The sequence below is a fragment of the Pseudomonas sp. F007 genome, assembly GCF_057814275.1.
Window position 1 is genome coordinate 82927 of sequence record NZ_JBVATA010000002.1, and the last position, 25884, is coordinate 108810.

Annotated in this window: 25 protein-coding genes; 15 read left to right on the forward strand and 10 right to left on the reverse strand. The window is 60.5% G+C overall.

The annotated features are described in order from the left end of the window. Positions 1-13 precede the first annotated feature (13 nt). Complete coding sequence (gene choX, locus ACZYR5_RS04575; protein ID WP_489088976.1) at positions 14-934, forward strand: choline ABC transporter substrate-binding protein; 921 nt, start codon at positions 14-16, stop codon at positions 932-934. 93 nt (positions 935-1027) lie between these two features. Beyond that, on the forward strand, positions 1028-2596 hold the full coding sequence (locus ACZYR5_RS04580; protein WP_489088975.1) for a SulP family inorganic anion transporter: 1569 nt from the start codon (positions 1028-1030) through the stop codon (positions 2594-2596). On the opposite strand, the gene aroE is transcribed toward ACZYR5_RS04580, so the two are convergent. Further along, the gene (aroE, locus tag ACZYR5_RS04585; RefSeq protein ID WP_489088974.1) at positions 2593-3408 is read right to left on the reverse strand and encodes a shikimate dehydrogenase; all 816 of its coding nucleotides are present in this window, start codon (positions 3406-3408) and stop codon (positions 2593-2595) included. The two genes, ACZYR5_RS04580 and aroE, sit on opposite strands and share 4 nt — an antisense overlap. A 36-nt stretch (positions 3409-3444) precedes the next feature. Then, positions 3445-4362, reverse strand: coding sequence for an oxygen-dependent coproporphyrinogen oxidase (gene hemF, locus ACZYR5_RS04590; RefSeq protein WP_489088973.1), 918 nt, complete (start codon positions 4360-4362; stop codon positions 3445-3447). 165 nt (positions 4363-4527) lie between these two features. Here hemF and ACZYR5_RS04595 point away from each other — a divergent pair, with 165 nt between their 5' ends. Continuing rightward, positions 4528-5505, forward strand: coding sequence for an NADPH:quinone reductase (locus tag ACZYR5_RS04595; RefSeq protein WP_489088972.1), 978 nt, complete (start codon positions 4528-4530; stop codon positions 5503-5505). A gap of 52 nt (positions 5506-5557) precedes the next feature. On the opposite strand, the gene tsaC is transcribed toward ACZYR5_RS04595, so the two are convergent. Further along, complete coding sequence (gene tsaC / locus ACZYR5_RS04600) at positions 5558-6115, reverse strand: L-threonylcarbamoyladenylate synthase type 1 TsaC (protein WP_027616654.1); 558 nt, start codon at positions 6113-6115, stop codon at positions 5558-5560. 67 nt (positions 6116-6182) lie between these two features. Next, positions 6183-7286, reverse strand: coding sequence for a DNA-processing protein DprA (gene dprA, locus ACZYR5_RS04605; RefSeq protein ID WP_489088971.1), 1104 nt, complete (start codon positions 7284-7286; stop codon positions 6183-6185). Between the two features lie 265 nt (positions 7287-7551). Between dprA and def the strand changes: the two genes are divergently transcribed. The 5 genes from def to ACZYR5_RS04630 are packed head-to-tail and all read left to right on the forward strand — an operon-like array spanning position 7552 to position 12098. Then, positions 7552-8058, forward strand: coding sequence for a peptide deformylase (gene def, locus ACZYR5_RS04610; protein WP_489088970.1), 507 nt, complete (start codon positions 7552-7554; stop codon positions 8056-8058). A 56-nt stretch (positions 8059-8114) separates the two neighbouring features. Then, positions 8115-9062 carry a methionyl-tRNA formyltransferase gene (gene fmt, locus ACZYR5_RS04615; RefSeq protein WP_489088969.1) on the forward strand — a complete coding sequence of 316 codons (948 nt, stop codon included), beginning with the start codon at positions 8115-8117 and terminating at the stop codon, positions 9060-9062. Further along, positions 9059-10369 carry a 16S rRNA (cytosine(967)-C(5))-methyltransferase RsmB gene (gene rsmB, locus ACZYR5_RS04620; RefSeq protein WP_489088968.1) on the forward strand — a complete coding sequence of 437 codons (1311 nt, stop codon included), beginning with the start codon at positions 9059-9061 and terminating at the stop codon, positions 10367-10369. Before fmt ends, rsmB begins: the two co-directional genes overlap by 4 nt. 22 nt (positions 10370-10391) lie before the next feature. Beyond that, a complete protein-coding gene (gene trkA, locus ACZYR5_RS04625; RefSeq protein ID WP_027616659.1) occupies positions 10392-11765 on the forward strand; it encodes a Trk system potassium transporter TrkA in 1374 nt (457 codons plus the stop codon). 21 nt (positions 11766-11786) lie between these two features. Continuing rightward, complete coding sequence (locus ACZYR5_RS04630) at positions 11787-12098, forward strand: hypothetical protein (protein WP_489088967.1); 312 nt, start codon at positions 11787-11789, stop codon at positions 12096-12098. A 9-nt stretch (positions 12099-12107) separates the two neighbouring features. On the opposite strand, the gene ACZYR5_RS04635 is transcribed toward ACZYR5_RS04630, so the two are convergent. Beyond that, entirely contained in the window at positions 12108-12995 is an 888-nt protein-coding gene (locus ACZYR5_RS04635; RefSeq protein ID WP_027616661.1) for a lysophospholipid acyltransferase, read from the reverse strand. A 42-nt stretch (positions 12996-13037) separates the two neighbouring features. Continuing rightward, complete coding sequence (tag, locus tag ACZYR5_RS04640; RefSeq protein WP_489088966.1) at positions 13038-13595, reverse strand: DNA-3-methyladenine glycosylase I; 558 nt, start codon at positions 13593-13595, stop codon at positions 13038-13040. 81 nt (positions 13596-13676) lie between these two features. On the opposite strand from tag, the gene glyQ reads away from it, so the two are divergent. From glyQ to ACZYR5_RS04660, 4 genes are all read left to right on the forward strand, one after another. Beyond that, positions 13677-14630, forward strand: a complete 954-nt coding sequence (gene glyQ, locus ACZYR5_RS04645) for a glycine--tRNA ligase subunit alpha (protein ID WP_008155694.1) — start codon at positions 13677-13679, stop codon at positions 14628-14630. Further along, positions 14627-16681 (forward strand): glycine--tRNA ligase subunit beta, encoded by a 2055-nt coding sequence (gene glyS, locus ACZYR5_RS04650; RefSeq protein ID WP_489088965.1) that lies wholly within the window; start codon positions 14627-14629, stop codon positions 16679-16681. The genes glyQ and glyS overlap by 4 nt, the downstream gene beginning before the upstream one ends. A gap of 6 nt (positions 16682-16687) precedes the next feature. Then, entirely contained in the window at positions 16688-17221 is a 534-nt protein-coding gene (gmhB, locus tag ACZYR5_RS04655) for a D-glycero-beta-D-manno-heptose 1,7-bisphosphate 7-phosphatase (RefSeq protein WP_489088964.1), read from the forward strand. A gap of 82 nt (positions 17222-17303) precedes the next feature. Further along, entirely contained in the window at positions 17304-18074 is a 771-nt protein-coding gene (locus ACZYR5_RS04660; RefSeq protein WP_489088963.1) for a lysophospholipid acyltransferase family protein, read from the forward strand. A 242-nt stretch (positions 18075-18316) separates the two neighbouring features. Here the strand turns inward: ACZYR5_RS04660 and gyrB are convergent, their stop codons facing one another. From gyrB to dnaA, 4 genes are read right to left on the reverse strand one after another with little or no spacing between them, the layout of a single operon-like run. Then, positions 18317-20734, reverse strand: coding sequence for a DNA topoisomerase (ATP-hydrolyzing) subunit B (gene gyrB / locus ACZYR5_RS04665; RefSeq protein ID WP_489088962.1), 2418 nt, complete (start codon positions 20732-20734; stop codon positions 18317-18319). Between the two features lie 4 nt (positions 20735-20738). Next, positions 20739-21842 (reverse strand): DNA replication/repair protein RecF, encoded by a 1104-nt coding sequence (gene recF / locus ACZYR5_RS04670; RefSeq protein ID WP_489088961.1) that lies wholly within the window; start codon positions 21840-21842, stop codon positions 20739-20741. A gap of 20 nt (positions 21843-21862) precedes the next feature. Next, the gene (gene dnaN, locus ACZYR5_RS04675; RefSeq protein WP_044460382.1) at positions 21863-22966 is read right to left on the reverse strand and encodes a DNA polymerase III subunit beta; all 1104 of its coding nucleotides are present in this window, start codon (positions 22964-22966) and stop codon (positions 21863-21865) included. A gap of 39 nt (positions 22967-23005) precedes the next feature. Beyond that, positions 23006-24526, reverse strand: coding sequence for a chromosomal replication initiator protein DnaA (gene dnaA, locus ACZYR5_RS04680; protein ID WP_489088960.1), 1521 nt, complete (start codon positions 24524-24526; stop codon positions 23006-23008). 565 nt (positions 24527-25091) lie between these two features. On the opposite strand from dnaA, the gene rpmH reads away from it, so the two are divergent. Genes rpmH through yidD form a run of 3 tightly spaced genes read left to right on the forward strand, consistent with a single transcriptional unit; the run spans position 25092 to position 25882 of the window. Beyond that, positions 25092-25226, forward strand: coding sequence for a 50S ribosomal protein L34 (rpmH, locus tag ACZYR5_RS04685; protein ID WP_003213577.1), 135 nt, complete (start codon positions 25092-25094; stop codon positions 25224-25226). 16 nt (positions 25227-25242) lie between these two features. After that, complete coding sequence (gene rnpA, locus ACZYR5_RS04690) at positions 25243-25644, forward strand: ribonuclease P protein component (RefSeq protein ID WP_489089060.1); 402 nt, start codon at positions 25243-25245, stop codon at positions 25642-25644. Next, a complete protein-coding gene (gene yidD / locus ACZYR5_RS04695) occupies positions 25637-25882 on the forward strand; it encodes a membrane protein insertion efficiency factor YidD (protein WP_010465488.1) in 246 nt (81 codons plus the stop codon). The genes rnpA and yidD overlap by 8 nt, the downstream gene beginning before the upstream one ends. The last annotated feature ends 2 nt before the right edge of the window (positions 25883-25884 follow it).

A 25884-nucleotide genomic window follows, 5' to 3' on the forward strand; every position in this document is an offset into this window, starting at 1 on the left:
GGGGAAGAAGAGCATGCAAAGGTTATCCACCGTACTGACCGCGGGCCTGCTGGTGATCAGCGCTCCGACCTGGGCCGACGACAGCAGCTGCGCCACCGTGAAGATGGCCGACCCCGGCTGGAGCGACATTGCCGCGACCAATGCGATCACCGGCTTCCTGCTCGACGGCATGGGCTACAAGGCCAAGGTCGACACCCTCGCCGTACCCATCACCTTTGGCGGACTCAAGGACGGCCAGGTCGATGTCTTCCTCGGCAACTGGATGCCCGCGCAGCAAGGCTTCTATGACAAGTTCGTCGCGAGCGGCGATGTCACCCAGTTGGCCAAGAACCTCGATGGCACCGAGTTCACCCTGGCTGTACCGGACTATGTGTGGGACGCCGGCGTGCGGAATTTTGCCGACCTGAACAAGTTCGCCGACAAGTTCGACCGCAAAATCTACGGCATCGGCTCCGGCGCGCCGGCCAACATCTCGCTGCAGGAAATCATCAAGAAGAACGACTTCGACATGGGGCAATGGAAACTGGTGGAGTCCAGTGAGCAGGCCATGCTCGCCGAAGTCTCGCGGGCGGTGAAAAAGCAGAAGTTCGTGACCTTCCTTGGGTGGACGCCGCACCCGATGAACGTGCAACTGAAAATGCATTACTTGAAGGGCGGCGAGAAGTATTTCGGCGACACCGGCAGCGTGTACACCCTGACTCGCAAAGGTTATGCACAGGCCTGCCCGAATGTCGGCAAGCTGCTGACCAACCTGAGCTTCACCCAGGACATGGAGAACAGCATCATGGCCGAGGTGGTGAACAAGAAGGTCAGCAATGCCGATGCGGCGAAAGCCTGGATCAAGGCCAACCCGGCGGTGTTGGAGAAGTGGCTGGACGGGGTCAAGACCGCGGATGGCAAAGACGCACTGCCAGCGGTGCAAGCCAAGCTCTGAATCCGCTCGACCCGGGCCTGTTCCTGCCAGCGGCGCGGGAACATTCGCCCGGGCCCTGATACTCTTTGGCAAACACCCCAATCGCGAGGATTCATGGCAATCCCCAGTCGCCATTCGCTCTTTCCCTTTCTCAGATGGCTGCCCCGGCAAACCCGCGCCAGCGTCGGCCGCGACCTGTTGGTGGGCCTGAGCGGAGCCATTCTGGCGCTACCGCAATCCATCGCCTACGCATTGATCGCCGGCCTGCCACCGGAATATGGCTTGTATGCTGCCATCATCCCGGTACTGATCGCCTGCCTGTGGGGCTCTTCCTGGCATTTGATCTGCGGTCCTACCGCGGCTATCTCCATTGTCCTCTATGCCAGTGTCAGCCCTCTGGCCGTCCCGGCGTCGCAGGACTACATCACCCTGATCCTGTTGCTGACCTTTCTCGCCGGGGTTTTCCAATGGCTCTTGGGCCTTCTGCGCTTCGGCGCCCTGGTGAATTTCGTCTCGCACTCGGTGGTACTCGGGTTCACCCTCGGCGCCGCCGTGGTCATCGCCCTCGGACAGTTGCCGAACCTGCTGGGGCTGGACCTGCCGAGTCAGGCCACCGCGCTCAATAGTCTGCTATCACTGGTCAGCCATCTCGACGCTGTGGATAAACCGTCATTGGCGCTGGGCCTAGGCACCCTGGCGCTGGGCATTCTCATCAAGCTGTGGCGACCACGTTGGCCCAGCCTGTTGATCAGCCTGATCGCCGGCAGCCTGCTGGTGTGGCTATGGCCATCGATGTTCGGTCATGTGGCGCTGGTCAGTGCATTTGTTGGACGCCTGCCACCGTTCAGCCCGCTGCCGTTGGACCTTGAACTGGTGCTGCGCCTGCTGCCGAGTGCGGTGGCCGTCGGCATGCTCGGCCTGGTCACCAGCCTGTCGATTGCCCGCTCGTTGTCGGCGCGCTCGCAGCAGTTACTCGATGCCAATCAGGAAGTCCGCGCCCAGGGCCTGTCGAACATTGTCGGCAGTTTTTTCTCCGGCTCGCTGTCGGCCGGCTCGTTTACCCGTTCCGGATTGAGCTACGAAGCGGGCGCCTGTTCGCCGCTGGCCGGAGTGTTCTCGGCACTCTGGGTGGCGCTGTTCGCGGTGAGCGGCGCGGCGCTGATCGCGCACATTCCGATTCCGGCCATGGCCGGCAGCATCCTCCTGATTTGCTGGGGCCTTGTGGACCATCGCGGGGTTCGCGCGCTGTTCCGCGTCAGCCGCGCCGAATTCGTGGTGATGGCGCTGACCTGTGTCGCCACCTTGCTGCTGGAGTTGCAGACCGCGATCTACGCCGGTGTGCTGGCCTCGTTGTTCTTTTATCTGAAACGCACCTCGCAGCCGCGAGTACAGCAGTGGCGCGAAGGAGACGAGGAAATCCTGCGGGTCGGCGGCTCGATCTTTTTCGGCGCCAGCCATTACCTGCAGGTGCGCCTGCAACGCACCCAGGGTCTGAAGGTGGTGATCGAGGCGCAGTACATCAACTTCATCGACTATTCAGGTGTGGAGATGCTGCACCAGGAAGCACGCCGCCTGCTCAGGCAGGACCGCAGCCTGACCCTGCGGCGGGCGCGGGGTCATGTGATCGAGGAATTGCGCAAACTCGAAGGGCTGGAGAAGTGCCCGATTCGCTTCGAAGACTAGGCCAGCAGCCGGCGTAGTTCAGCCAGCACTGGCGCGGTGTCCGGACGCACGCCGCGCCACAGGAAGAACGCTTCGCCAGCCTGCTCGGCGAGCATGCCCAGGCCGTCCATGGTCACGCCGCCCTGATCGGCCGCCCAGCGACAGAACGAAGTCGGCTCCTTGCCATACATCATGTCGTAGCACAGGGTCTTGCCCGGTTCGATCAGGCTGCCGGCAATCGGCGGTACATCGCCCGACAGACTGGCCGACGTGGCGTTGATGATCAAGTCCACCGGCTCTCGCAGCCAACTGAAACCGCTGGCCGACACCGGCCCCAGATCAGTGAACAATTCACACAGCAATTCGGCTTTTTCCACCGTGCGGTTGGCGATGATCACCGACGCCGGTTGTTCGGCCAACAGTGGCTCCAGCGCACCCCGCACCGCACCGCCAGCTCCCAGCAACAGGATGCGTTTGCCGCGCAGGCTGAATCCGGCGTTGACCGTCAGATCACGGACCAGTCCGGCGCCATCGGTGTTGTCGCCCAACAGGCTGCCGTCCGCTTGCTTGCTCAAGGTATTCACCGCACCCGCTCGCTGCGCGCGAGGGGTCAGTTGATCGGCCAGGCGATAGGCTTCTTCCTTGAATGGCACCGTCACGTTGGCGCCGCGCCCTTCGCGGAAAAACGCCCGGGCACAGCCGGAAAAATCATCCAGCGGCGCCAGCAAAGTCTGGTAATCGAGTTGCTGGGCGGTCTGCTCGGCAAACAGGCGATGGATCAAGGGCGACTTGCTGTGGCCGATCGGGTTACCGAAAACAACGTACTGATCCATCTCACAACCTCTGGGTAAGCGCCTACAGGTTTGCTATTAAACAGTGCCTGCCAACCAGTCTCGGTCCTGCAGGAAGTACTCGGTCAGGCGCGCCTCTTCACTGCCGGGCTCGGCTTTCCAGTCATAGCCCCAGCGCACTTGCGGCGGCAGTGACATGAGGATCGACTCGGTGCGCCCGCCCGATTGCAGGCCGAACAAGGTGCCACGGTCGTAGACCAGGTTGAACTCGACATAACGCCCGCGACGGAATTCCTGGAATTCACGTTGTTGCGCGGTGAAGGCCTGGGCCTTGCGCCGCTGCACGATCGGCAGGTAAGCGTCGATGTAGGCATCGCCAATGGCGCGCATGAAGGCAAAGCTGGTGTCGAAGTCCCACTCGTTCAGGTCATCGAAGAACAGGCCGCCGATGCCGCGTGGCTCGTTGCGATGCTTGATGTGGAAATAGCTGTCGCACCAGTCCTTGTAGCGGCTATAGACGTCCGCCCCGAACGGCGCGCAGGCCTGGGCGGCGACACGGTGCCAATGCACGCAATCTTCTTCATTGCCGTAGTAGGGGGTCAGGTCGAAGCCGCCGCCAAACCACCAAACCGGCTCTTCACCTTCTTTTTCAGCGATGAAAAACCGCACGTTGGCATGGGAAGTCGGCACATGGGGATTGTGCGGATGGATCACCAGGGACACGCCGAGGGCTTCGAAGCCGCGTCCGGCCAGTTCTGGCCGATGCGCGCTGGCGGAAGGGGGCAGACCGCTGCCGAAGACGTGGGAAAAGTTGACCCCGCCTTTTTCGATGAGCGCGCCATTTTCGATCACCCGCGTGCGACCGCCACCACCGGCAGGCCGGGTCCAGGCATCTTCGACAAAACGAGTGCCGCCGTCTTCGGCTTCCAGCGCGGCACAAATGCGGTCTTGCAGGTCGAGCAGGTAGGCTTTAACGGCCTCGGTGCGGGTAGTCATGGCATCACCTTGAATCGGGCAAAGCTACGTGGCGCCCGCACGGAGCGGCGACCAACGCAAATGGGCGCGTAGCATACCACTGCACCCGCACCTGCCGCAGTTGACGAAGGTCAAGCTTAGGAGTCCGATAGACCCCCTACGCAAAACCACCCAAGGAGAGTGCAGATGGCCAAACGTATCCAGTTCAGCGCCCATGGCGGCCCCGAAGTACTTGAGTACGTGGATTATCAGCCCGCCGAGCCGGGCCCGCAGCAGGTCCGGGTGAGTAACAAGGCCATTGGCCTGAACTTCATCGACACCTATTTCCGCAGCGGGCTGTATGCGCCGCCTGCCTTGCCATCGGGCCTCGGAGCAGAAGGGGCCGGCGTGGTCCAGGCGGTAGGCAGTGCAGTCACCCGGTTCAAGGTTGGTGATCGTGTGGCCTACGGCAGTGGCCCACTGGGCGCCTACAGCGATGTCCACGTTCTTCCCGAAGCCAACCTGGTGCATCTGCCGGACGCGATCAGTTTCGAGCAAGCCGCCGGGGTGATGCTCAAGGGCCTGACCGTGCAGTACCTGTTGCGTCAGACTTATGAACTCAAGGGCGGCGAAACCATCCTGTTCCACGCCGCAGCCGGGGGCGTGGGCTCGCTGGCCTGCCAATGGGCCAAGGCGCTCGGGGTGAAACTGATCGGCACCGTCAGCTCGCCGGAAAAGGCCGCGCTAGCCAAGGCCAACGGCGCTTGGGCGACCATCGACTACAGCCACGAAAACGTCGCGCAACGGGTACTGGAATTGACCGATGGGCAGAAATGCCCGGTGGTCTATGACGGGGTCGGCAAAGACACCTGGCTGACCTCCCTCGACAGCACTGCGCCCCGTGGCCTGCTGGTGAGCTTCGGCAATGCTTCCGGTGCCGTGGACGGCGTCAACCTGGGGATTCTGGCGGCCAAGGGCTCGCTGTACGTCACTCGCCCGACCCTGGCGACCTACGCCAACAACGCCGACAACCTGCAGCGCATGGCCGATGAGCTGTTCGAGATGATCATCAGTGGCCAGCTGAAGGTGGATATCAGCCAGCGCTACTCGCTGGCCGACGCGGCCAAGGCGCAGGCAGAGCTGTCGGCGCGGCGCACGACCGGCTCGACGATTCTCCTGCCCTGAAAAAAACCGCTTTCGCTGGCACTCACCCGCCAGCGAACAGCGGCAAGCGATATCAATCCGGACGCACGACGTGCCCGGTGGCCAGGTCGCGAATCACACTCGGATTCTTGCGCCCACCGAGGCTGCCGCCCAGCACCAGATCGACTTCGCCACGGAAATACTGCTCGACCCGCAGACGCGTGCGCGCCGCCGGACGGCCCTGCGGGTTGGCGGACGTCGAGACCAGCGGCCCGACCAGCGAACACAGGTCGCGCACCTGCGGGTGATCGCTGACGCGCAAGGCGACCGTTTCGTGCACACCCGTGATCCATTGCGGCAGCATGTTCTGATGCGGCACCAACCAGGTGTTGGGGCCCGGCCAGGTGCTGGCCATGCGATCCATCCACAGCTCAGGGAAATCCTCGAACAGGAAATCGAACTGGCGGATATTATCGGCCACCAGGATCAGGCCCTTTTCCACCGAGCGCCCCTTGATCGCCAGCAGGCGATAGACCGCCTCTTCGTCCCAGGGGTCGCAACCCAGCCCCCAGACAGCTTCCGTTGGATAGGCAATCACCGCCCCTGCGCGAATTCCTCGTGCGGCTTGCTGCACACGCCACCTGTTGACCATGATCGACTCTCCAAATTAAGGCTGTGCGCAGTTTACCCATCTTCCCTGTAAAACCCAGTGTCTGAACCTAGCTTAGGCGGGCAAACCAGCGTCCGCCTTCACACACGGCGCGCCCATCCATCTCAAGCTCGGTCAGGGCCGCCAGCACTTTCGGCAGTGTCCAGCCGCAGGCGTCAGCCAAGGCTTCGCCGGTATGCGGCGCGGCAATCAGCAAACGGAGCAGGGGATGATCGAGCGCCACGGCCGGTTGCGCAGGCACCGCCAGATTTTGCCAGCCACGCAGCCCTTCGAGAATGTGCTCGATGGTTTCCACCAGCACCGCGCCATCACGAATCAACTGGTGACAGCCTCGGGCAACCGGGTGATGGATCGAGCCCGGAATGGCGTAGACCTCGCGTCCCTGTTCAGCAGCAAGCCGTGCAGTAATCAACGAACCACTGGCGACACTGGCCTCAACCACCAATACCCCGAGGGACAAACCACTGATGATTCGGTTGCGCCGAGGGAAGTTGCCGGCATGGGGCCCAGCGTCTAGCGGGAATTCGGAAACCACTGCACTGCCCTGGGCGATCATTCTCTCGGCCAGGCCCCGATTGCGCTGTGGATAAAATTTTTCCAGGCCGGTGCCCAACACCCCGATCGTTTGGCCACCGACATCCAGCGCAGCCTGATGCGCTGCTGCATCGATACCCAGGGCCAAGCCGCTGGTGATGACAAAACCGGCACCCGCCAGGCTGCGGGAAAACGCCGCAGCGGTATCCATGCCTGGCCTCGACGCGCGGCGACTGCCGACCATCGCCAGTTGTGGTTTTTCCAGGATTTTCGGATCGCCGGCAACAAACAACAGCGGCGGCGGATCGCTGATCTCGGCCAGCAATGCGGGGTAGCCGGGCTGGTCGAACATCAGCAAATGCTGGCCTTCGCGCTCTAGCCAGGCCAGGGCATGCTGCGCGCGGTCACGCACCGGCGGACTGCGCCGAGCCTGCGCGCAACACGCGGGCAGACCCAGGGATCGCCAGGCACTGGCCGGCGCGCTGATGGCTTTGGCTGCCGAACCGAAGGCTTCAAATAGTTTCAAAAAACGTCGCTGGCCCAGTTCCGGCAAGCAATGCAGACGCAGACGCGCTTCGAGTTCAGCCGGGGAGATCGGCGGATTGGCGGGGCAGGGCATAGGATCATCCTTGATCGAAAGTGCTCCCGCTTGAGCAGGAACAAGCTGTGGATAACTCTGTTGGTAACTTGTTGAGGGTTTTCCCGTGAATGCCGTCAGGTACAAAGCCGCAGGGCGACTAATGATTCACTCATGCAGTGAATCCCTTTATCATGTGCGTTCGCATAAAACGCCAAGGCCCGCGGGGCCCGCTCCTGTCGGGAGCAACGTTTTACACCGCAGGCCTCGGCCCAGAACCTACTTCACACGTGCAGCTATTACGCTTATGGCCATTTTGAACATCCTCGAATTTCCCGACCCGCGCCTGCGCACGATCGCCAAACCGGTGGCCGTAGTGGACGATGAAGTGCGGCAGTTGGTCGATGACATGTTTGAAACAATGTATGAAGCTCCGGGCATCGGCCTCGCGGCGACCCAGGTCAACGTGCACAAGCGCATCGTGGTCATGGACCTGTCCGAAGATCGCAGCGAACCGATGGTGTTCATCAACCCCGAGTTCGAAACCCTGACCGACGAGATGGAGCAGTACCAGGAAGGTTGCCTTTCGGTACCGGGCTTCTACGAAAACGTCGACCGTCCGCAAAAGGTCAAGATCAAGGCCCTGGATCGCGATGGCAAGCCTTATGAGCTGATTGCCGAAGGCCTGCTCGCGGTGTGCATCCAGCATGAATGCGACCACCTCAACGGCAAGTTGTTCGTCGACTACCTGTCCACGCTCAAACGCGACCGGATCAAGAAGAAGCTGGAAAAGCTCCACCGCCAGAACGCTTGATTCCTTTCTTCCAAAGGCTTGCTGCGGCAAGCCTTTTTCTTTTGTGAGATCCCCCGATGCGCATCGTTTTTGCCGGCACCCCCGAATTCGCCGCCGAACACCTCAAGGCCCTTCTCGACAGCCCGTACGAAATCGTCGCGGTCTACACCCAGCCGGATCGCCCGGCGGGCCGCGGGCAAAAACTGATGCCAAGCCCGGTCAAGCAACTGGCGCTGGAAAACAACATTCCGGTGCTGCAGCCGCCGACCCTGCGCAACGCCGATGCCCAGGCCGAACTGGCTGCGCTCAAGCCCGACTTGATGGTGGTGGTGGCCTACGGCCTGATCCTGCCGCAAGTGGTGCTGGATATTCCGCGCCTGGGCTGCATCAACAGCCACGCCTCGCTGCTGCCGCGCTGGCGCGGTGCGGCGCCGATCCAACGCGCCGTCGAAGCCGGTGATGCCGAAAGTGGCGTCACCGTGATGCGCATGGAAGCCGGCCTGGACACCGGGCCGATGCTGCTCAAGGTCAGCACCCCGATCACTGCCCAGGACACTGGCGGCAGCTTGCACGACCGCCTCGCCGAAATGGGCCCACCCGCAGTGCTCCAGGCGATTGCCGGGCTGGCTGCCGGCACCCTGCAAGGTGAAGTGCAGGACGATAGCCTGGCCACCTACGCCCACAAATTGAACAAGGACGAAGCGCGCATCGACTGGAGCCGTCCGGCCGTCGAGTTGGAGCGCCTGGTCCGGGCTTTCAATCCATGGCCGATCTGCCACAGCACGCTCAGTGGCGAAGCGCTGAAAGTACTCGCCGCCACCTTGGCTGATGGCAAAGGTGCACCCGGCGAAATCATCGGCGCCAGCAAGGATGGCCTGCTGGTTGCCTGCGGCGAACAGGCACTGTGCCTGACTCGCCTGCAATTGCCCGGTGGCAAGGCCCTGAACTTCAGCGACCTGTTCAACAGCCGGCGCGAGAAGTTTGCTGTCGGCACCGTCCTTGGCCAAGCGGTGGACGCGCAATGAACCCACGTCTGGCCGCCGCCAAGGCATTGACCGCCGTGCTCAACGGCAAAGCCTCGCTCAACAGCTCGCTGCCGACCCAGCTGGACAAGGTCGAAGACCGTGATCGCGGTTTCACCCAGGACCTGGCTTTCGGCACCGCGCGCTGGCAGCCACGCTTGTCGGCGCTGGCAGCCAAGCTGCTGCAAAAGCCCTTCAAGGCCGCTGATACCGATGTCGAGGCGCTGCTGCTGGTCGGCCTGTACCAGTTGCTCTACACCCGGGTTCCTGCCCATGCCGCCATCGGCGAAACGGTTGGCTGCGCCGACAAGCTGAAAAAACCGTGGGCAAAAGCCCTGATCAACGCCGTCCTGCGCCGCGCCCAGCGTGAGAGTGAAGCGCTGCTGGCGGAACTGGAGCACGATCCGGTGGTGCGCACCGCCCACCCGCGTTGGCTGCAGAAGTCGCTCAAGGCCTTCTGGCCACAGCAGTGGGAAGCCATTTGCGCGGCCAACAATGCGCACCCGCCGATGATCTTGCGGGTCAATCGTCGCCATCACTCACGTGATGCTTACCTCGCGCTGTTGAATCAGGCTGGCGTGGCCGCACACCCCTGCGTGTTCAGCCAGGACGGCATCGTCCTCGACGCGCCGGGCGACGTGCGTAGCCTGCCGGGCTTCAGCGAAGGCTGGATCAGCGTGCAGGACGAAGCCGCGCAACTGGCGGCCGATTTGCTCGACCTGGCACCCGGCCAGCGCGTACTGGACGCCTGCTGCGCCCCGGGCGGCAAGACCTGCCATATCCTTGAAGTGGAACCGGCCCTGGCCGGCGTGGTGGCGGTCGACCTCGAAGCCAAGCGCCTGGTGCGGGTACGGGAAAACCTCGACCGCCTCGGCCTGAATGCCGAACTGATTGCCGCCGATGGCCGCGACACCCAGGCCTGGTGGGACGGCACGCCGTTCCAGCGGATCCTGCTCGATGCGCCATGTTCGGCCACCGGGGTGATTCGCCGTCACCCGGACATCAAGCTGACTCGCCAACCCGACGACATCGTCGCGCTGGCCACCCTGCAGGGCGAATTGCTCGACGCCATGTGGAAGACCCTCGAGGTCGGCGGCATTCTGCTGTACGCCACCTGCTCGACGCTGCCCACCGAGAACACCGAAGTGATCGAGGCGTTTCTCGCTCGCACGCCAGGTGCCCGCGAGCTGGATATCGCCAGCCAGGCCGGGATCAAGCAGCCCCATGGTCGCCAGTTGCTGGCACAAGAGGGTGGCCACGACGGGTTCTATTACGCCAAGCTGATCAAGATCGCCGCCGCGCGCGGTTAAACGATTCCAAGGGAGTGACTGGATGAAAATCATCATCCTCGGCGCAGGGCAGGTGGGTGGATCGCTGGCAGAGCACCTGGCCAGCGAAGCCAATGACATTACCGTGGTCGACACCGACGGCGAACGCCTGCGCGACCTTGGCGATCGCCTCGACATTCGCACCGTGCAAGGGCGCGGCTCGCTGCCGACCGTATTGCGCTCGGCCGGTGCCGACGACGCCGACATGCTGGTGGCGGTGACCAACAGCGACGAAACCAACATGGTCGCCTGCCAGGTGGCCCACACCCTGTTCCACACCCCCACCAAGATCGCCCGGGTCCGCGAAGCGTCCTACCTGACCCGCGCCGACCTGTTCGACAACGACGCGATTCCAGTGGACGTGCTGATCAGTCCGGAACAAGTGGTGACCAACTACATCAAGCGCTTGATCCAGCACCCCGGCGCCCTGCAAGTCATCGACTTCGCCGAGGGCAAGGCGCAGTTGGTAGCGGTCAAGGCCTATTACGGCGGGCCGCTGGTGGGGCAGCAACTGCGACAGTTGCGCGAACACATGCCGAATGTCGATACCCGAGTGGCGGCGATTTTTCGTCGCGACCGGCCGATCCTGCCGCAAGGCGATACGGTGATCGAAGCGGACGACGAAGTATTCTTCATTGCCGCCAAAGCGAATATTCGCGCAGTGATGAGCGAAATGCGCCGGCTCGACGAGAGCTACAAACGCATCGTGATTGCCGGCGGTGGGCAGATTGGCGAACGCCTGGCCGAGGCCATCGAGAGCCGCTACCAGGTGAAGATCATCGAGATGAGCCCGGCCCGCTGCCGTTACCTGTCGGACACCCTCGACAGCACCGTGGTCTTGCAGGGCAGTGCCTCGGACCGGGATTTGCTGCTGGAAGAAAACATTGCCGACGCCGATATCTTCCTCGCGCTGACCAACGACGATGAAGCCAACATCATGTCGTCGCTGCTGGCCAAGCGCCTGGGCGCGAAGAAGGTGATGACCATCATCAACAACCCCGCCTACGTCGACCTGATCCAGGGCGGCGACATCGATATTGCCATCAGCCCGCAACTGGCGACCATCGGTACCCTGCTGGCGCACGTACGCCGCGGCGACATCGTCAGCGTGCACTCACTGCGCCGCGGCGCGGCTGAGGCGATCGAGGCAATTGCCCACGGCGACGCGAAGTCGAGCAAGGTCATCGGCAAGGCCATCGAAAACATTGCATTGCCGCCCGGCGCCACCATTGGCGCAATCATCCGCGACGAAGAAGTGCTGATCGCCCACGACGACACAGTGATCGAAGCCGGTGACCACGTGATTCTGTTCCTTGTGGATAAAAAGCACATCCGCGACGTGGAGAAGCTGTTCCACGTGGGCTTGAGCTTTTTCTGACACTCACCAGGAGGTTTTCAGATGCTGGAGTCGCTGGAAAAGATGCTCGCCAAGGGTGTGGATAACTCATTGCTGCGCTTTGGCCTGGGCAAGGGTTATCTGGACTTGAAGGACAACGCCAAGGCTGCCGAACATCTGCGCAAATGCGTCGAGTTCGATCCGAAGTATTCGGCGGCGTGGAAGCTGCTGGGCAAGGCGCTGCTGGGCTTGGAAGATCATGCGGCGGCGCGCTGGGCCTGGGAGCAGGGGATCAGCGCGGCGCAAGCCCATGGTGACAAGCAGGCAGAGAAAGAGATGGCGGTGTTCCTCAAGAAACTCGACCGCCACCTGTAGGCGCTGGTCTCAGTACCAGCGTTCTTCACCCGGTGGACGCTTCTTGAAGCGCTTCATGCTCCACATGTACTGGCTCGGATAGGCCCGCACATAACGCTCGACCACCTTGCTCATCGCCGCACAGGACGTCTCGGTATCGGTGCTGTACATGTCTTCGGGGGCCGCTTCGAGGATCACTTTGTAGCCTGAGCCGTCGGGCAGGCGCAGGGCATGCAGGAACACTCCGACCGCCTTGCCGCCGGCCAGCATGTTCGGCACGAACTTGCTGGTCAGGGCCTGGGTGGCGAAGAAGGGCACGAAGATCCCGGCGGATTCAGCCGGCTCCGGATCAGCCGGAATACCCACGGCGCCACCTTTGCGCACTTCCTTGATCACGCTGAGGATGCCTTCCTTGGTGGAAGCTGCCACCCGATTGCCCAACTGCACCCGCTGCTTGCGCAGCAGTTCATCCACCGCCTTGAGCTTGGGCGGACGGTAGAAAATGATCGGTTTGCACTGGCTGCAATAGAAGTGATTGAGCACTTCCCAGTTGCCCAGGTGACTGGTGATGCCGACCACGCCCTTGCCCGACGCCAGGGCGTCCTTGAGCACGTCCAGGCCTTCGACTTCACGCACCAGATCGATGGAGCGCTGGGCCGGCCAGATCCACGCGCAGGCACTTTCGGTCAGGGACTTGCCGATGTCCTTGAGGCTTTGCCCTACCAGACGCTCGCGCTCGGCGGGGTCCATCTCGGGAAAGCACTTGGCGAGGTTGATGCGCACCACGTCGCGGGAACGGTTGGGGGTTTTCCACATTACCCAGCCAATCGCCGAACCGACCGCCTGCACGGCCCGCCACGGGAGCAGGGCAAACAACCGCAGAGCGCCTACCAGCAAGGCGCCTTTAAACTTATCCACAGGTCACTCCTGTTGTCTGAATCCTGTTGCGAGCCGGCTATTCTAACCGCCCGCCGCCAACTCGGCGTAACGATCACAATCGAGCGTGTGGTCCATGACCATGCCCGAGGCCTGCATCAGGGCATAACAGATGGTCGGGCCGACGAACGTGAAGCCGGCCTTTTTCAGCCCACGACTCATTTCCACGGCCGCGGGCGTGACGGCCGGTACCTGGGTGCGGTCCTGGAAATGATTGACCGTTGGCACGCCGCCGACAAACGACCAGAGAAACGCCACCGGATCCTCCAGCGCCAACCAGGCCTGGGCGTTGCGACGCGCGGCCTTGAGCTTCAGGCGGTTGCGGATGATCCCGGGGTCGAGCATCAAGTCGTCGATTTCAGCATCGCTCATCTGCGCCACGCGCTGCACATCGAAGCCGTACAACACTTCCCGATAGCGCTCGCGCTTCTTCAGCACGGTGATCCAGGACAGACCGGCCTGGAACCCTTCGAGCAAAAGCAACTCGAACAAGCGCTGCGCGTCGCGTAGCGGCACGCCCCACTCCTGATCGTGATAAGCCATGTACAGCGGATCTTCGGAACACCAAAAGCAGCGTGGCATAAGGCTCCAGGGGGCGTGCGCACGAACGAATCGGGTATACTCCCGCTCTTTAAATCGCAGCCCAAGAAACAGGTGAATTTCGTGAGCCAGCCTACGCCAGCCGTGCGTACCTTCCAAGACTTGATCCTCGCCCTCCAGCAATACTGGGCCGAGCAAGGTTGTGTGGTACTTCAGCCCTACGATATGGAAGTAGGCGCCGGCACTTTCCATACCGCCACATTCCTGCGCGCCATTGGCCCGGAAACCTGGAACGCCGCTTATGTGCAGCCCAGTCGTCGCCCGACTGACGGCCGCTATGGCGAAAACCCGAATCGCCTGCAGCATTACTACCAGTTCCAGGTAGTCCTGAAGCCGAACCCGGACAACTTCCAGGAGCTGTACCTGGGCTCCCTCAAGCACGTGGGCCTCGACCCGCTGGTGCACGATATCCGTTTCGTCGAGGACAACTGGGAATCGCCGACCCTGGGCGCCTGGGGCCTGGGCTGGGAAGTCTGGCTCAACGGCATGGAAGTGACCCAATTCACTTACTTCCAGCAAGCGGGCGGCATCGAGTGCTACCCGGTGACCGGCGAAATTACCTACGGCCTGGAACGCCTGGCCATGTACCTGCAGGGCGTCGATTCGGTCTACGACCTGGTCTGGGCTGACGGCCCGATGGGCAAGGTTACGTACGGCGACGTGTTCCACCAGAATGAAGTGGAGCAGTCGACCTACAACTTCGAGCACGCCAACGTCGAGAAACTGTTCGAGCTGTTCGATTTCTACGAAAGCGAAGCCAAGCGCCTGATCGAACTGGATCAGCCGCTGCCGCTGCCAAGCTACGAAATGGTGCTGAAGGCTTCGCATACCTTCAACCTGCTGGATGCGCGCCGGGCGATCTCGGTGACCGCGCGTCAGCAATACATCCTGCGTGTGCGCACCCTGGCGCGTTCCGTTGCGCAAGCCTACCTGCTGGCCCGCGCCAAGCTGGGCTTCCCGATGGCGACCCCGGACCTGCGTGACGAAGTACTGGCCAAGCTGGAGGCTGCACAATGAGTGCGCAAGATTTCCTGGTTGAACTGGGCACCGAAGAGCTGCCACCCAAGGCCCTGAATACCCTGGCCGAGGCCTTCCTGGCCGGTATCGAAAAAGGCCTGCTGGCCGCCGGCCTGGGCTTTGAAGCCAAGAGCGTGTATGCCGCACCGCGCCGCCTTGCCGTGCTGATCACCGCGCTGGCGACCCAGCAACCGGATCGCAGCATCAACCTCGACGGCCCGCCACGCCAGGCCGCATTCGACGCCGAAGGCAACCCGACCCAAGCGGCTTTGGGCTTTGCCAAGAAGTGCGGCGTCGACCTGAGCGAAATCGATCAGAGCGGTCCAAAGCTGCGCTACAGCCAGAACATCGCCGGCAAGCCGACCGCCAGTCTGTTGCCGACCATCGTCGAAGATTCCCTGAATGACCTGCCGATCCCGAAACGCATGCGTTGGGGCGCGCGCAAGGAAGAATTCGTTCGTCCAACGCAATGGCTGGTGATGCTGCTGGGTGACCAGGTCATCGACTGCACCATCCTGGCACAGAAAGCCGGTCGCGATTCCCGCGGCCACCGCTTCCATCACCCGCAAAACGTGCGCATCGGTTCGCCGTCCAGCTATCTGGCCGACCTGCGCGCCGCATACGTGCTGGCCGACGCCAACGAGCGTCGCGAAATCATCAGCAAGCGCACCGAAGAACTGGCGACCCGTCAGGAAGGCACGGCGATCGTTCCCGCCAACCTGCTGGACGAAGTGACTGCCCTGGTCGAGTGGCCAGTGCCGCTGGTGTGCTCGTTCGAGGAACGCTTCCTCGATGTGCCGCAAGAAGCCCTGATCACCACCATGCAGGACAACCAGAAGTACTTCTGCCTGCTGGATGCCGACGGCAAGTTGCTGCCACGTTTCATCACCGTGGCCAACATCGAAAGCAAAGACCCGCAGCAGATCATCGACGGCAACGAGAAAGTGGTTCGTCCACGCCTGACCGACGCCGAATTCTTCTTCAAGCAAGACAAGAAGCAGAAACTCGAAGACTTCAACCTGCGCCTGCAGAACGTGGTGTTCCAGGAAAAACTCGGCAGCGTCTACGACAAGGCCGAGCGCGTTTCCAAGCTGGCCGCGTTCATCGCCCCACACATCGGCGGCAACGCCCAATGGGCGGCGCGTGCGGGCCTGCTGTCCAAGTGCGACCTGGCGACCGAAATGGTCGGCGAGTTCCCGGAGATGCAAGGCGTCGCCGGTTACTACTACGCCCTCAATGATGGCGAACCAGAAGACGTTGCCCTGGCACTGAACGAGCAGTACATGCCGCGCGGTGCCGGCGCTGAACTGCCAAGCACCCTGACCGGTGCAGCCGTGGCGATTGCCGACAAGCTCGACACCCTGGTCGGGATCTTCGGCATCGGCATGTTGCCAACAGGTAGCAAGGACCCGTACGCCCTGCGTCGTGCGGCCCTGGGCGTATTGCGCATCCTGATCGACAAGAAGCTCGACCTCGACCTGACCGACGCGGTGGCCTTCGCCGTTGCGGCGTTCGGTCCGAAGGTCAAGGCTGCCGGCCTGGCTGACGCGGTGCTGGAATTCATCTTCGACCGTCTGCGTGCGCGCTACGAAGACGAAGGCGTGGATGTTGCCACCTACCTGTCGGTCCGTGCCCTGAACCCGGGTTCGGCCCTGGATTTCGACCAGCGCGTGCAAGCCGTGCAGGCATTCCGCCAATTGCCGGAAGCCGCGGCCCTGGCTGCCGTGAACAAGCGCGTGTCGAACCTGCTGAGCAAGCTCGAAGGCAGCGTGCCGACCACCGTCGAAGCCAAGTACTTCGACAACGCCAACGAGTTCTCGCTGTATTCGGCTATTCAACAAGCCGACCAGGCGGTACAACCGATGGCCGCAGCTCGTCAATATCGCGAGTCGTTGGCGCGCCTGGCTGCCTTGCGCGAGCCGGTGGATGCGTTCTTCGAAGCCGTGATGGTGAATGCCGAGGACGCCAACGTGCGCGCCAACCGCTACGCGCTGCTGGCGCGTCTGCGTGGCCTGTTCCTGGGCGTCGCCGACATTTCGTTGCTGGGGTAAGACCGTTTGAAACTGCTGATTCTCGATCGGGATGGGGTCATCAATTACGACTCCGACGCTTACATCAAATCGGTGGCGGAGTGGATTCCGCTGCCGGGCTCGATCGAGGCGATCGCGCAGTTGAGCAAGGCCGGCTGGACGGTAGCCGTGGCTACCAACCAGTCGGGCATTGCTCGTGGCTATTACGACATCGCCACCCTGGAGGCCATGCACGCGCGTTTGCGCGAGTTGGTGGCCGAGCAGGGCGGTGAACTCGGCCTGATCGTCTATTGCCCCCACGGGCCAGACGAAGGCTGTGACTGTCGCAAGCCAAAACCCGGCATGTTGAAAACCATTGCCGCTCATTACGACGTGTCGCTGACCCACCTGTGGTTCGTCGGCGACAGTCTCGGTGACCTGGAGGCCGCAAAAGCCGTCGATTCTCAGCCTGTTCTGGTGAAAACCGGGAAGGGCGAGAAGACGCTGGCCAAGACCCTGCCGGCAGGTACGCTGATTTTTGACGATCTGGCGGCAATTGCCGCAGAACTTATTAACAACTAGAGCGATTCTGGCAGCCTGTCGTGGGACTGTTCAGAGCGCGCTTTTGGAAGGCGGGCACTGACCCGCAACGGTAAACGCGACCATGTCGATCTTGCAGGCAATCAGAACCTTTCTTTTTTACCTGCTGCTGGGCACCAGTTCGCTGCTGTGGTGCAGCCTGAGCTTTTTCATCGCGCCGTTCCTGCCGTTCAAGGCGCGTTATCGCTTTATCAACGTCTACTGGTGCCGCTGTGCCCTTTGGCTGAGCAAAGTGTTCCTGGGCATCCGCTATGAAATCAAAGGCGCGGAAAACGTCCCACAGCGACCTTGCGTGATCCTGTCGAACCACCAGAGCACTTGGGAGACATTCTTCCTCTCGGCGTACTTCCAGCCCTTGAGTCAGGTACTCAAGCGCGAACTGCTGTTCGTGCCGTTCTTTGGCTGGGCGATGGCGATGCTGCGACCGATTGCGATCGACCGCGACAACCCGAAGGCCGCTCTCAAGCACGTGGCGAAGAAGGGCGATGAACTGCTCAAGGACAACGTCTGGGTGCTGATCTTTCCAGAAGGTACCCGCGTCCCGTTCGGTACCGTCGGCAAGTTCTCCCGCGGTGGCACGGCGCTTGCGGTCAACGCGGAGCTACCGGTCCTGCCGATTGCGCACAACGCCGGCAAGTTCTGGCCAAAAACCGGCTGGGCGAAAAAGCCTGGGGTGATCACCGTCGTCATTGGTGCCCCGATGTATGCCGAAGGCACAGGTCCTCGAGCTATCGCAGAACTGAACGACCGCGCGGCCGCCTGGAATGAGCAGACCCAGCGGGACATGGGCTCCCTGCCGCCACTCACGTCTGCGGCAGAGACTCAGGCTATTTGAGTTTCTGTGGATAAGCTGTGTACGGTTTTCCCGATTATCGTTTCAGCTGCTACTTAAGCCTATGATTTAATTACATATTTCTTAAGCTGATTAAACTCGGAAAAACGTGCATAAGTTTTTTCAGTGCCCCAAAAAACCGGCTATTCAAGCCGGTTTTTTTATACCTGAAACTTGAGCCACGCCCATAAAAAAGGCCAACGCAAAGCGTTGGCCTTTTTCGTACTCGCTGCGTGAACGGTGGATCAGAAATCCAGGTTCGACACTGCCAGGGCGTTGCTTTCAATGAAGTCACGACGTGGTTCGACCGCATCACCCATCAGGGTGTTGAAGATCTGATCCGCGCCAATGGCGTCTTCGATGGTCACTTTGAGCATCCGACGTTGGCTTGGGTCCATGGTGGTTTCCCACAGCTGATCCGGGTTCATTTCACCCAGACCTTTGTAGCGCTGGATGGTGTGACGCTTGGTGCTTTCAGCCATCAACCACTCAAGGGCTTCCTTGAACTCGGTGACTGGCTTCTTGCGCTCGCCGCGCTGGATGTAAGCACCGTCGTCGAGCAAGGTGCTCAGCTGAGCGCCCAGGGACACAACGGTCTTGTAGTCGTTACTGCTGAAGAAATCACGGTTGAAGGTGACGTAGTTCGACAGGCCGTGGGAGATCAGCTCGACTTCCGGCAGCCACACGTTACGCTCCCGGTCTTCACGCAGGCTGGCTTTGTAGACCAGGCCCGACTTCTCGACAGTGCGCAGACGCACTTCGTACTGGGCCAGCCAATCCTGCATCGCTGCATGATCGGACAGCTGCTCCATGCTCACCGGCGGCAGGTAGATGAAGTGCTCGGTCAGCTCCTGTGGGTACAGGCGCGAAAGACGCTTGAGGGTCTTCATCACCAGGCGGAAATCATTCACCAGGCGTTCCAGCGCGCCGCCGGAGATGCCCGGTGCGTCTTCGTTCAGGTGCAGGCTCGCATCTTCCAGGGCCGACTGCGTCATGTACTCTTCCATGGCGTCGTCGTCTTTGATGTATTGCTCTTGCTTGCCTTTCTTCACTTTGTACAACGGCGGCTGGGCGATGTAGATGTAGCCACGCTCGATTAGCTCCGGCAACTGACGGAAGAAGAAGGTCAGCAGCAGGGTACGGATGTGCGAACCGTCGACGTCAGCATCGGTCATGATGATGATGTTGTGGTAACGCAGTTTGTCGATGTTGTATTCCTCACGACCGATACCGCAGCCCAGCGCCGTGATCAAGGTGCCCACTTCCTGGGAAGAGATCATCTTGTCGAAGCGTGCCTTCTCGACGTTGAGGATCTTGCCCTTCAACGGCAGGATGGCTTGGGTACGACGGTTGCGTCCCTGCTTGGCGGAGCCGCCAGCAGAGTCACCTTCCACGAGGTACAGTTCGGAGAGGGCAGGGTCTTTTTCCTGGCAGTCAGCCAGCTTGCCCGGCAGGCCGGCGATGTCCAGCGCGCCTTTACGGCGGGTCATCTCACGGGCTTTACGCGCCGCTTCACGGGCACGAGCGGCGTCGATCATCTTGCCGACAACCAGCTTGGCTTCGTTCGGGTTTTCCAGCAGGAAGTCGGAGAAGTACTTGCCCATTTCCTGTTCGACAGCGGTCTTCACTTCGGAAGACACCAGCTTGTCCTTGGTCTGGGAGCTGAACTTCGGATCCGGAACTTTCACCGAAATAATCGCAGTCAGACCTTCACGAGCATCGTCACCAGTGGTGGCAACTTTGTGCTTCTTCGCCAGGCCTTCGGCTTCGATGTAGGTGTTCAGGTTACGGGTCAGTGCGGAACGGAAACCCACCAGGTGAGTACCGCCATCGCGCTGAGGAATGTTGTTGGTGAAGCACAACAGGTTCTCGTTGAAGCTGTCGTTCCACTGCAGGGCGATTTCCACGCCAATGCCGTCTTCACGCTGGATGTTGAAATGGAACACCTGGTTGACCGCAGTCTTGTTGGTGTTCAGGTATTCAACGAACGCACGCAAGCCACCTTCGTATTTGAACAGCTCTTCCTTGCCGCTGCGCTCGTCTTTGAGGACGATGCCGACACCGGAGTTGAGGAAGGACAGTTCACGAATCCGCTTGGCCAGGATGTCCCAGCTGAAATGGATGTTCTTGAAGGTCTCACTGGAGGCCTTGAAGTGGATCTGGGTGCCGGTGGTTTCGCTGTCGCCAACGATAGCCATTGGAGCTTGTGGAACACCGTGAACATAAGTCTGTTCCCAGATCTTGCCACTGCGGCGCACCGTCAGGACCAGCTCTTCGGAGAGGGCGTTCACTACTGACACACCTACACCGTGCAGACCGCCGGATACTTTATAGGAGTTGTCGTCGAACTTACCGCCAGCGTGGAGGACGGTCATGATGACCTCGGCGGCGGAAACGCCTTCCTCTTTGTGCACGTCTACCGGGATGCCACGGCCGTTGTCGCGAACGGTGATGGACTCATCCGGGTGGATGATGATGCTGATGTCGTCGCAGTAGCCAGCCAGGGCTTCGTCGATCGAGTTATCGACCACCTCGAACACCATGTGGTGCAGACCGCTGCCATCGTCTGTGTCACCAATGTACATACCGGGACGTTTGCGTACGGCATCCAGGCCTTTCAGCACTTTAATGCTCGTTGAGTCGTACGTATTTTCTTCGCTCATGCCTTCACTCCCGATGGTCGTGGGTCTGGGTGATACGGCCCTGTTCCACGTGGAACAGGGCGACTGGCGTTTCCGTCTGCCAGCCTTCCCTCAATAATTCGTGATCTACACAGGTGATAAACACCTGGCAGCGTAAGTCTTCCAGCAAACGGCAAAGCGCACGGCGGTGTTGCTCATCCAGCTCGGACGGCAAATCATCCACCAGATAAATACATTGGCCGCGCCGGGCCTGGCTCACCAGATGCCCTTGGGCAATTCGCAACGCGCAAACCACCAGCTTTTGCTGTCCGCGAGACAGAATGTCCGCAGCATTGTGGGCGCCCAATCTAAGACGCAAATCAGCGCGTTGTGGCCCGGCCTGGGTATGCCCCATTTGCTGATCCCGGTGGACGGACGCAGCGAGCACGGCACTCAGCTCACGCTCCTTGTCCCACCCCCGGTAATAGCTCAGCGTCAAACCTTCGAGTTCGACGAGCTCGCTCAAGGTTTGTTCAAAGACTGGTTTCAAGGCTTTGATATAAGCGCGACGGTATTCATCAATTTCAGCGCTGGCCTGGCACAATTCTCTGTCCCAAACCGCTTGCGAAACGGCGTCAAGTGTACCATGCCGCAGCCAAGAGTTTCTCTGGCGCAGGGCCTTCTGCAGACGCTGCCAGGTCGACATGAAACGCGGTTCCACGTGAAACACGCCCCAATCAAGAAACTGCCGGCGGATCTTCGGTGCACCTTCCAACAAGCGAAAACTGTCAGGGTTGATCAGCTGCAGTGGCAGGATTTCTGCCAGCTGCGCGGCACTACGAGCGTTTTGCCCGTCGATGCGAATTTGAAACTCTCCCTGGCGATCCCTCGATATACCGAGCGCGCTGTGGCCACCTTCCGCCAACTCGACCTGACCGAAGACGGTGCAGGCCAACTGCTCGTACTGGATAACCGGCAACAAGCGGGTGCTACGGAACGAACGGGCAAGACCGAGTAGATGGACGGCTTCCAGCACACTGGTTTTACCGCTGCCGTTGGCGCCGTACAAGATATTGATGCGGGGAGAGGGGGAGAAGGTCACCGGGTGCAGATTGCGCACCGCGGTGACCGAGACGCGACTGAGAGACATCTAGCGGCTACAGGACATGTTTACAGACGCATCGGCATGACAACGTAAGCCGAATCGTCGTTGTCGGACTCTTGCACCAGCGCACTGCTGTTGGAGTCCGACAGGATCAGACGCACCTGCTCGGTGGTCATCACGCCCAGCACGTCCAGCAGATAGCTGACGTTGAAGCCGATTTCCAGCGAGCCGCCGTTGTATTCAACGCCAACTTCTTCTTCAGCCTCTTCCTGTTCCGGGTTATTGGCCTGGATCTTCAACTGGCCATTGGCCAATTGCAGGCGAATGCCGCGGTACTTTTCGTTGGACAGGATCGCCGTACGGCTGAAGGCTTCACGCAGTGCCTGACGATCGCCCAGCACCAGCTTGTCACCACCTTTAGGCAGCACACGCTCGTAATCCGGGAACTTGCCGTCGACCAGCTTCGAGGTGAAGGTGAACTCGCCGGTGGTGGCGCGAATGTGATGCTGACCCAGGACGATACTGACGTTGCCATCCGGCTCGGTGAGCAAGCGCGCAAGCTCCAGGATGCCTTTGCGTGGAACGATGACCTGGTGACGATCCGGTTGGCCGATGTCGGCCTGCATCGAGCACATGGCCAGGCGATGGCCGTCGGTCGCTACGGCACGAATGATCCCGGCCGAGACTTCGAGGAGCATACCGTTGAGGTAATAGCGCACATCCTGCTGGGCCATGGCGAAGCTGGTGCGCTCGATCAAACGACGCAGTTTGCTTTGTTCCAGGCTGCAGGTGAGCGAGCCAGGGCCTTCTTCTACCGTCGGGAAGTCATTGGCTGGCAGCGTCGACAGGGTGAAACGGCTACGGCCGGCCTTAACCACCAGCTTTTGCTCATCGACCTTGATGTCGATCAGCGCATCGTTCGGCAGGCTCTTGCAGATGTCCATCAGCTTGCGCGCCGGAACGGTGATTTCGCCGGGCTCGGCTGGTTCTTCAAGCTGTACACGACCGACCAGTTCGACTTCAAGGTCAGTACCGGTCAGCGACAACTGCTGGCCTTCGACAACCAACAGCACGTTGGAAAGCACTGGCAAGGTCTGTCGGCGCTCGACGACGCCTGCGACCAGTTGCAGGGGTTTCAACAGGGCTTCGCGTTGAATGGTGAAATGCATGGTCTAGTCCCTTGCCTTAATAAGCTGCGCTGGTGTTCATCAAGTGGTCAATGTACGCAGCAGGTTCTTGTAGTCCTCGCGAATATCCGCGTCGGATTCCTTAAGTTCGTTGATCTTGCGGCAGGCGTGCAAAACCGTGGTGTGGTCACGACCGCCAAACACATCGCCGATTTCCGGCAGGCTGTGGTTGGTCAATTCCTTGGACAAGGCCATGGCCACTTGCCGCGGACGGGCTACCGAACGCGAACGGCGCTTGGACAGCAGATCCGAAATCTTGATCTTGTAGTATTCGGCGACGGTGCGCTGAATGTTATCCACAGAGACCAGTTTGTCCTGCAACGCCAGCAAGTCCTTCAGGGATTCGCGAATCAACTCGATGGTGATATCACGGCCCATGAAGTGCGAGTGAGCGATGACCCGCTTGAGTGCACCCTCGAGCTCACGGACGTTGGAACGAATGCGCTGGGCAATGAAGAACGCCGCATCGTGCGGCAGGTCAACTTTAGCCTGGTCGGCCTTCTTCATCAGAATCGCGACACGGGTCTCAAGTTCCGGCGGCTCGACGGCCACCGTCAGCCCCCAGCCGAAACGCGACTTCAGGCGCTCCTCCAGACCTTCGATTTCCTTCGGGTAGCGGTCACTGGTGAGAATGACCTGCTGGCCGCCTTCAAGGAGGGCGTTGAAGGTATGGAAAAACTCTTCCTGGGAACGTTCCTTACGGGCGAAGAATTGAATGTCATCGATGAGCAAGGCATCGACCGAACGGTAGAAGCGCTTGAACTCGTTGATAGCGTTCAACTGCAGCGCCTTGACCATGTCCGCGACGAAGCGCTCGGAATGCAGGTACACCACCTTGGCATTCGGATTCTTCTTTAATAGATGGTTACCCACAGCGTGCATCAAGTGGGTTTTACCCAGGCCCACACCGCCATACAGAAACAGCGGGTTGTAGCCATGCTTGGGGTTGTCCGCCACTTGCCAGGCTGCCGCACGGGCCAATTGGTTGGACTTGCCTTCGACGAAATTCTCGAAGGTAAAGGTGCGGTTCAGGTAGCTGGTGTGCTTGAGCGCGCCTTCAACCTGCACGGTGCGTTGTTCCGCACGTACCGGGGCTTGCTGAGAGCTGGCGCCAGCCATGGGGTCGAAGCTGTCGCGTGATGGCTCTTGCGTCTCCTCGACCACTTTCTGCGTTGAGCGTTTGCTCGGTGCAGCAGGGGCTGGCGCGCTGACCGGTGCTGGCGCGGCGGCGGCAGCCTGGGCTTGCGAGGCCGCAGCGGCGAGTGGCGCATTCGGTGCCGCCCGCGGAGCCGAGCTGCGCTTGCTACCTATTAATAAGGACAGCGCGGGCGCCATGCCGTTGCCGTGCTCATCGAGCAGTTCGAGCACGCGGCCCAGGTACTTTTCATTGACCCAGTCGAGAACAAAGCGATTCGGTGCGTAGACACGCAACTCGTCGCCTTCGGCTTCGACCTGTAGTGGACGGATCCAAGTGTTGAATTGTTGGGCAGGCAGCTCATCGCGCAAAAGCTCCACGCACTGCTGCCAAAGTTCCACTGACACGGATATCCCCTAAGTTGAAAGCCGGTGAGGCAAAAACAAGCGGCCATTGTAGCGAGCGGACGCAGACTTATCCACACGTAGGTTGCTCACAGGTGCAGAAGAAACAGGGTTTTATCGACGAAAAACACGACCAGCGGTCTGTGAATAAGCCCTGTGGATAAACCCGTCTGAGGTCTTTGCACAAGTGTGAGCAAAACTCGGTGGATAACCAGCCTGTGGATAACCACCCGTTCCACACACAGGTTATCCGCCGCTGCAGCACAGGCTCATCACCGTTTTCCACGGTAGTTGTCATTCTCTGTACAGCTTGAGATAGAAGGCCTGAAGCCAGTTATCCACAGATGAAGCCGGCACTAGCTTTTATAAGTTTTACAGAAAAGCTTTAAATACTTTCCTTCTTTATTTTTATCTTTGACCGGTGACCTTTCAAGGACGAAGCACCTGAATGACCATTTAAAGGAAACGCTGGTTGGAAATTGACCTAGAGGCTTGCTTTCTCTAGAATCCCCGGTCTCTTAAAACGGGGGCCATTCCGGCCCGTTGTGGACGAACCAGGTAACACGACATGAAACGTACTTTCCAACCAAGCACTATCAAACGCGCTCGTACCCACGGTTTCCGTGCTCGCATGGCTACCAAGAACGGCCGCGCAGTCCTGTCGCGTCGTCGCGCCAAAGGTCGTGCGCGTCTGGCAGTTTGATAATCCGGTACTGGAGGTGAGTCAGGACTTCAGTCGGGAAAAGCGTTTGCTGACCCCCCGGCATTTCAAGGCAGTCTTTGACTCCCCTACCGGCAAGGTTCCGGGGAAAAATCTCCTGCTCCTTGCACGCGCCAACGATCTTGATCACCCCCGTCTAGGGCTGGTTATCGGGAAAAAGAGCGTAAAGCTCTCCGTTCAGCGCAATCGCCTCAAACGTCTGATGCGCGAATCGTTTCGCCTCCACCAGGAAACTCTGGTCGGGTGGGATATCGTTATCGTCGCGCGCAAAGGTTTGGGTGACGTAGAAAACCCCGAATTGATTCAGCATTTCGGCAAGCTCTGGAAGCGTCTGGCACGCAACTCGCCAGTACCAGCAGCGAAAACCGAAACTGTAGGGGTAGACAGCACCGATGCGTAAACTGGCACTCGTTCCGATCCAGTTTTATCGCTACGCCATTAGTCCCCTGATGGCCAGTCACTGTCGTTTCTACCCCAGTTGTTCCTGCTACGCGTATGAAGCCATCGAAAATCATGGCCTTCTGCGCGGTGGCTGGCTGACCTTTCGTCGTTTAGGTCGCTGTCATCCGTGGAATCCCGGTGGTTATGACCCGGTTCCACCTATCCCTACCTCCCGTTCTTCTTCGATGGCCGAGTAATC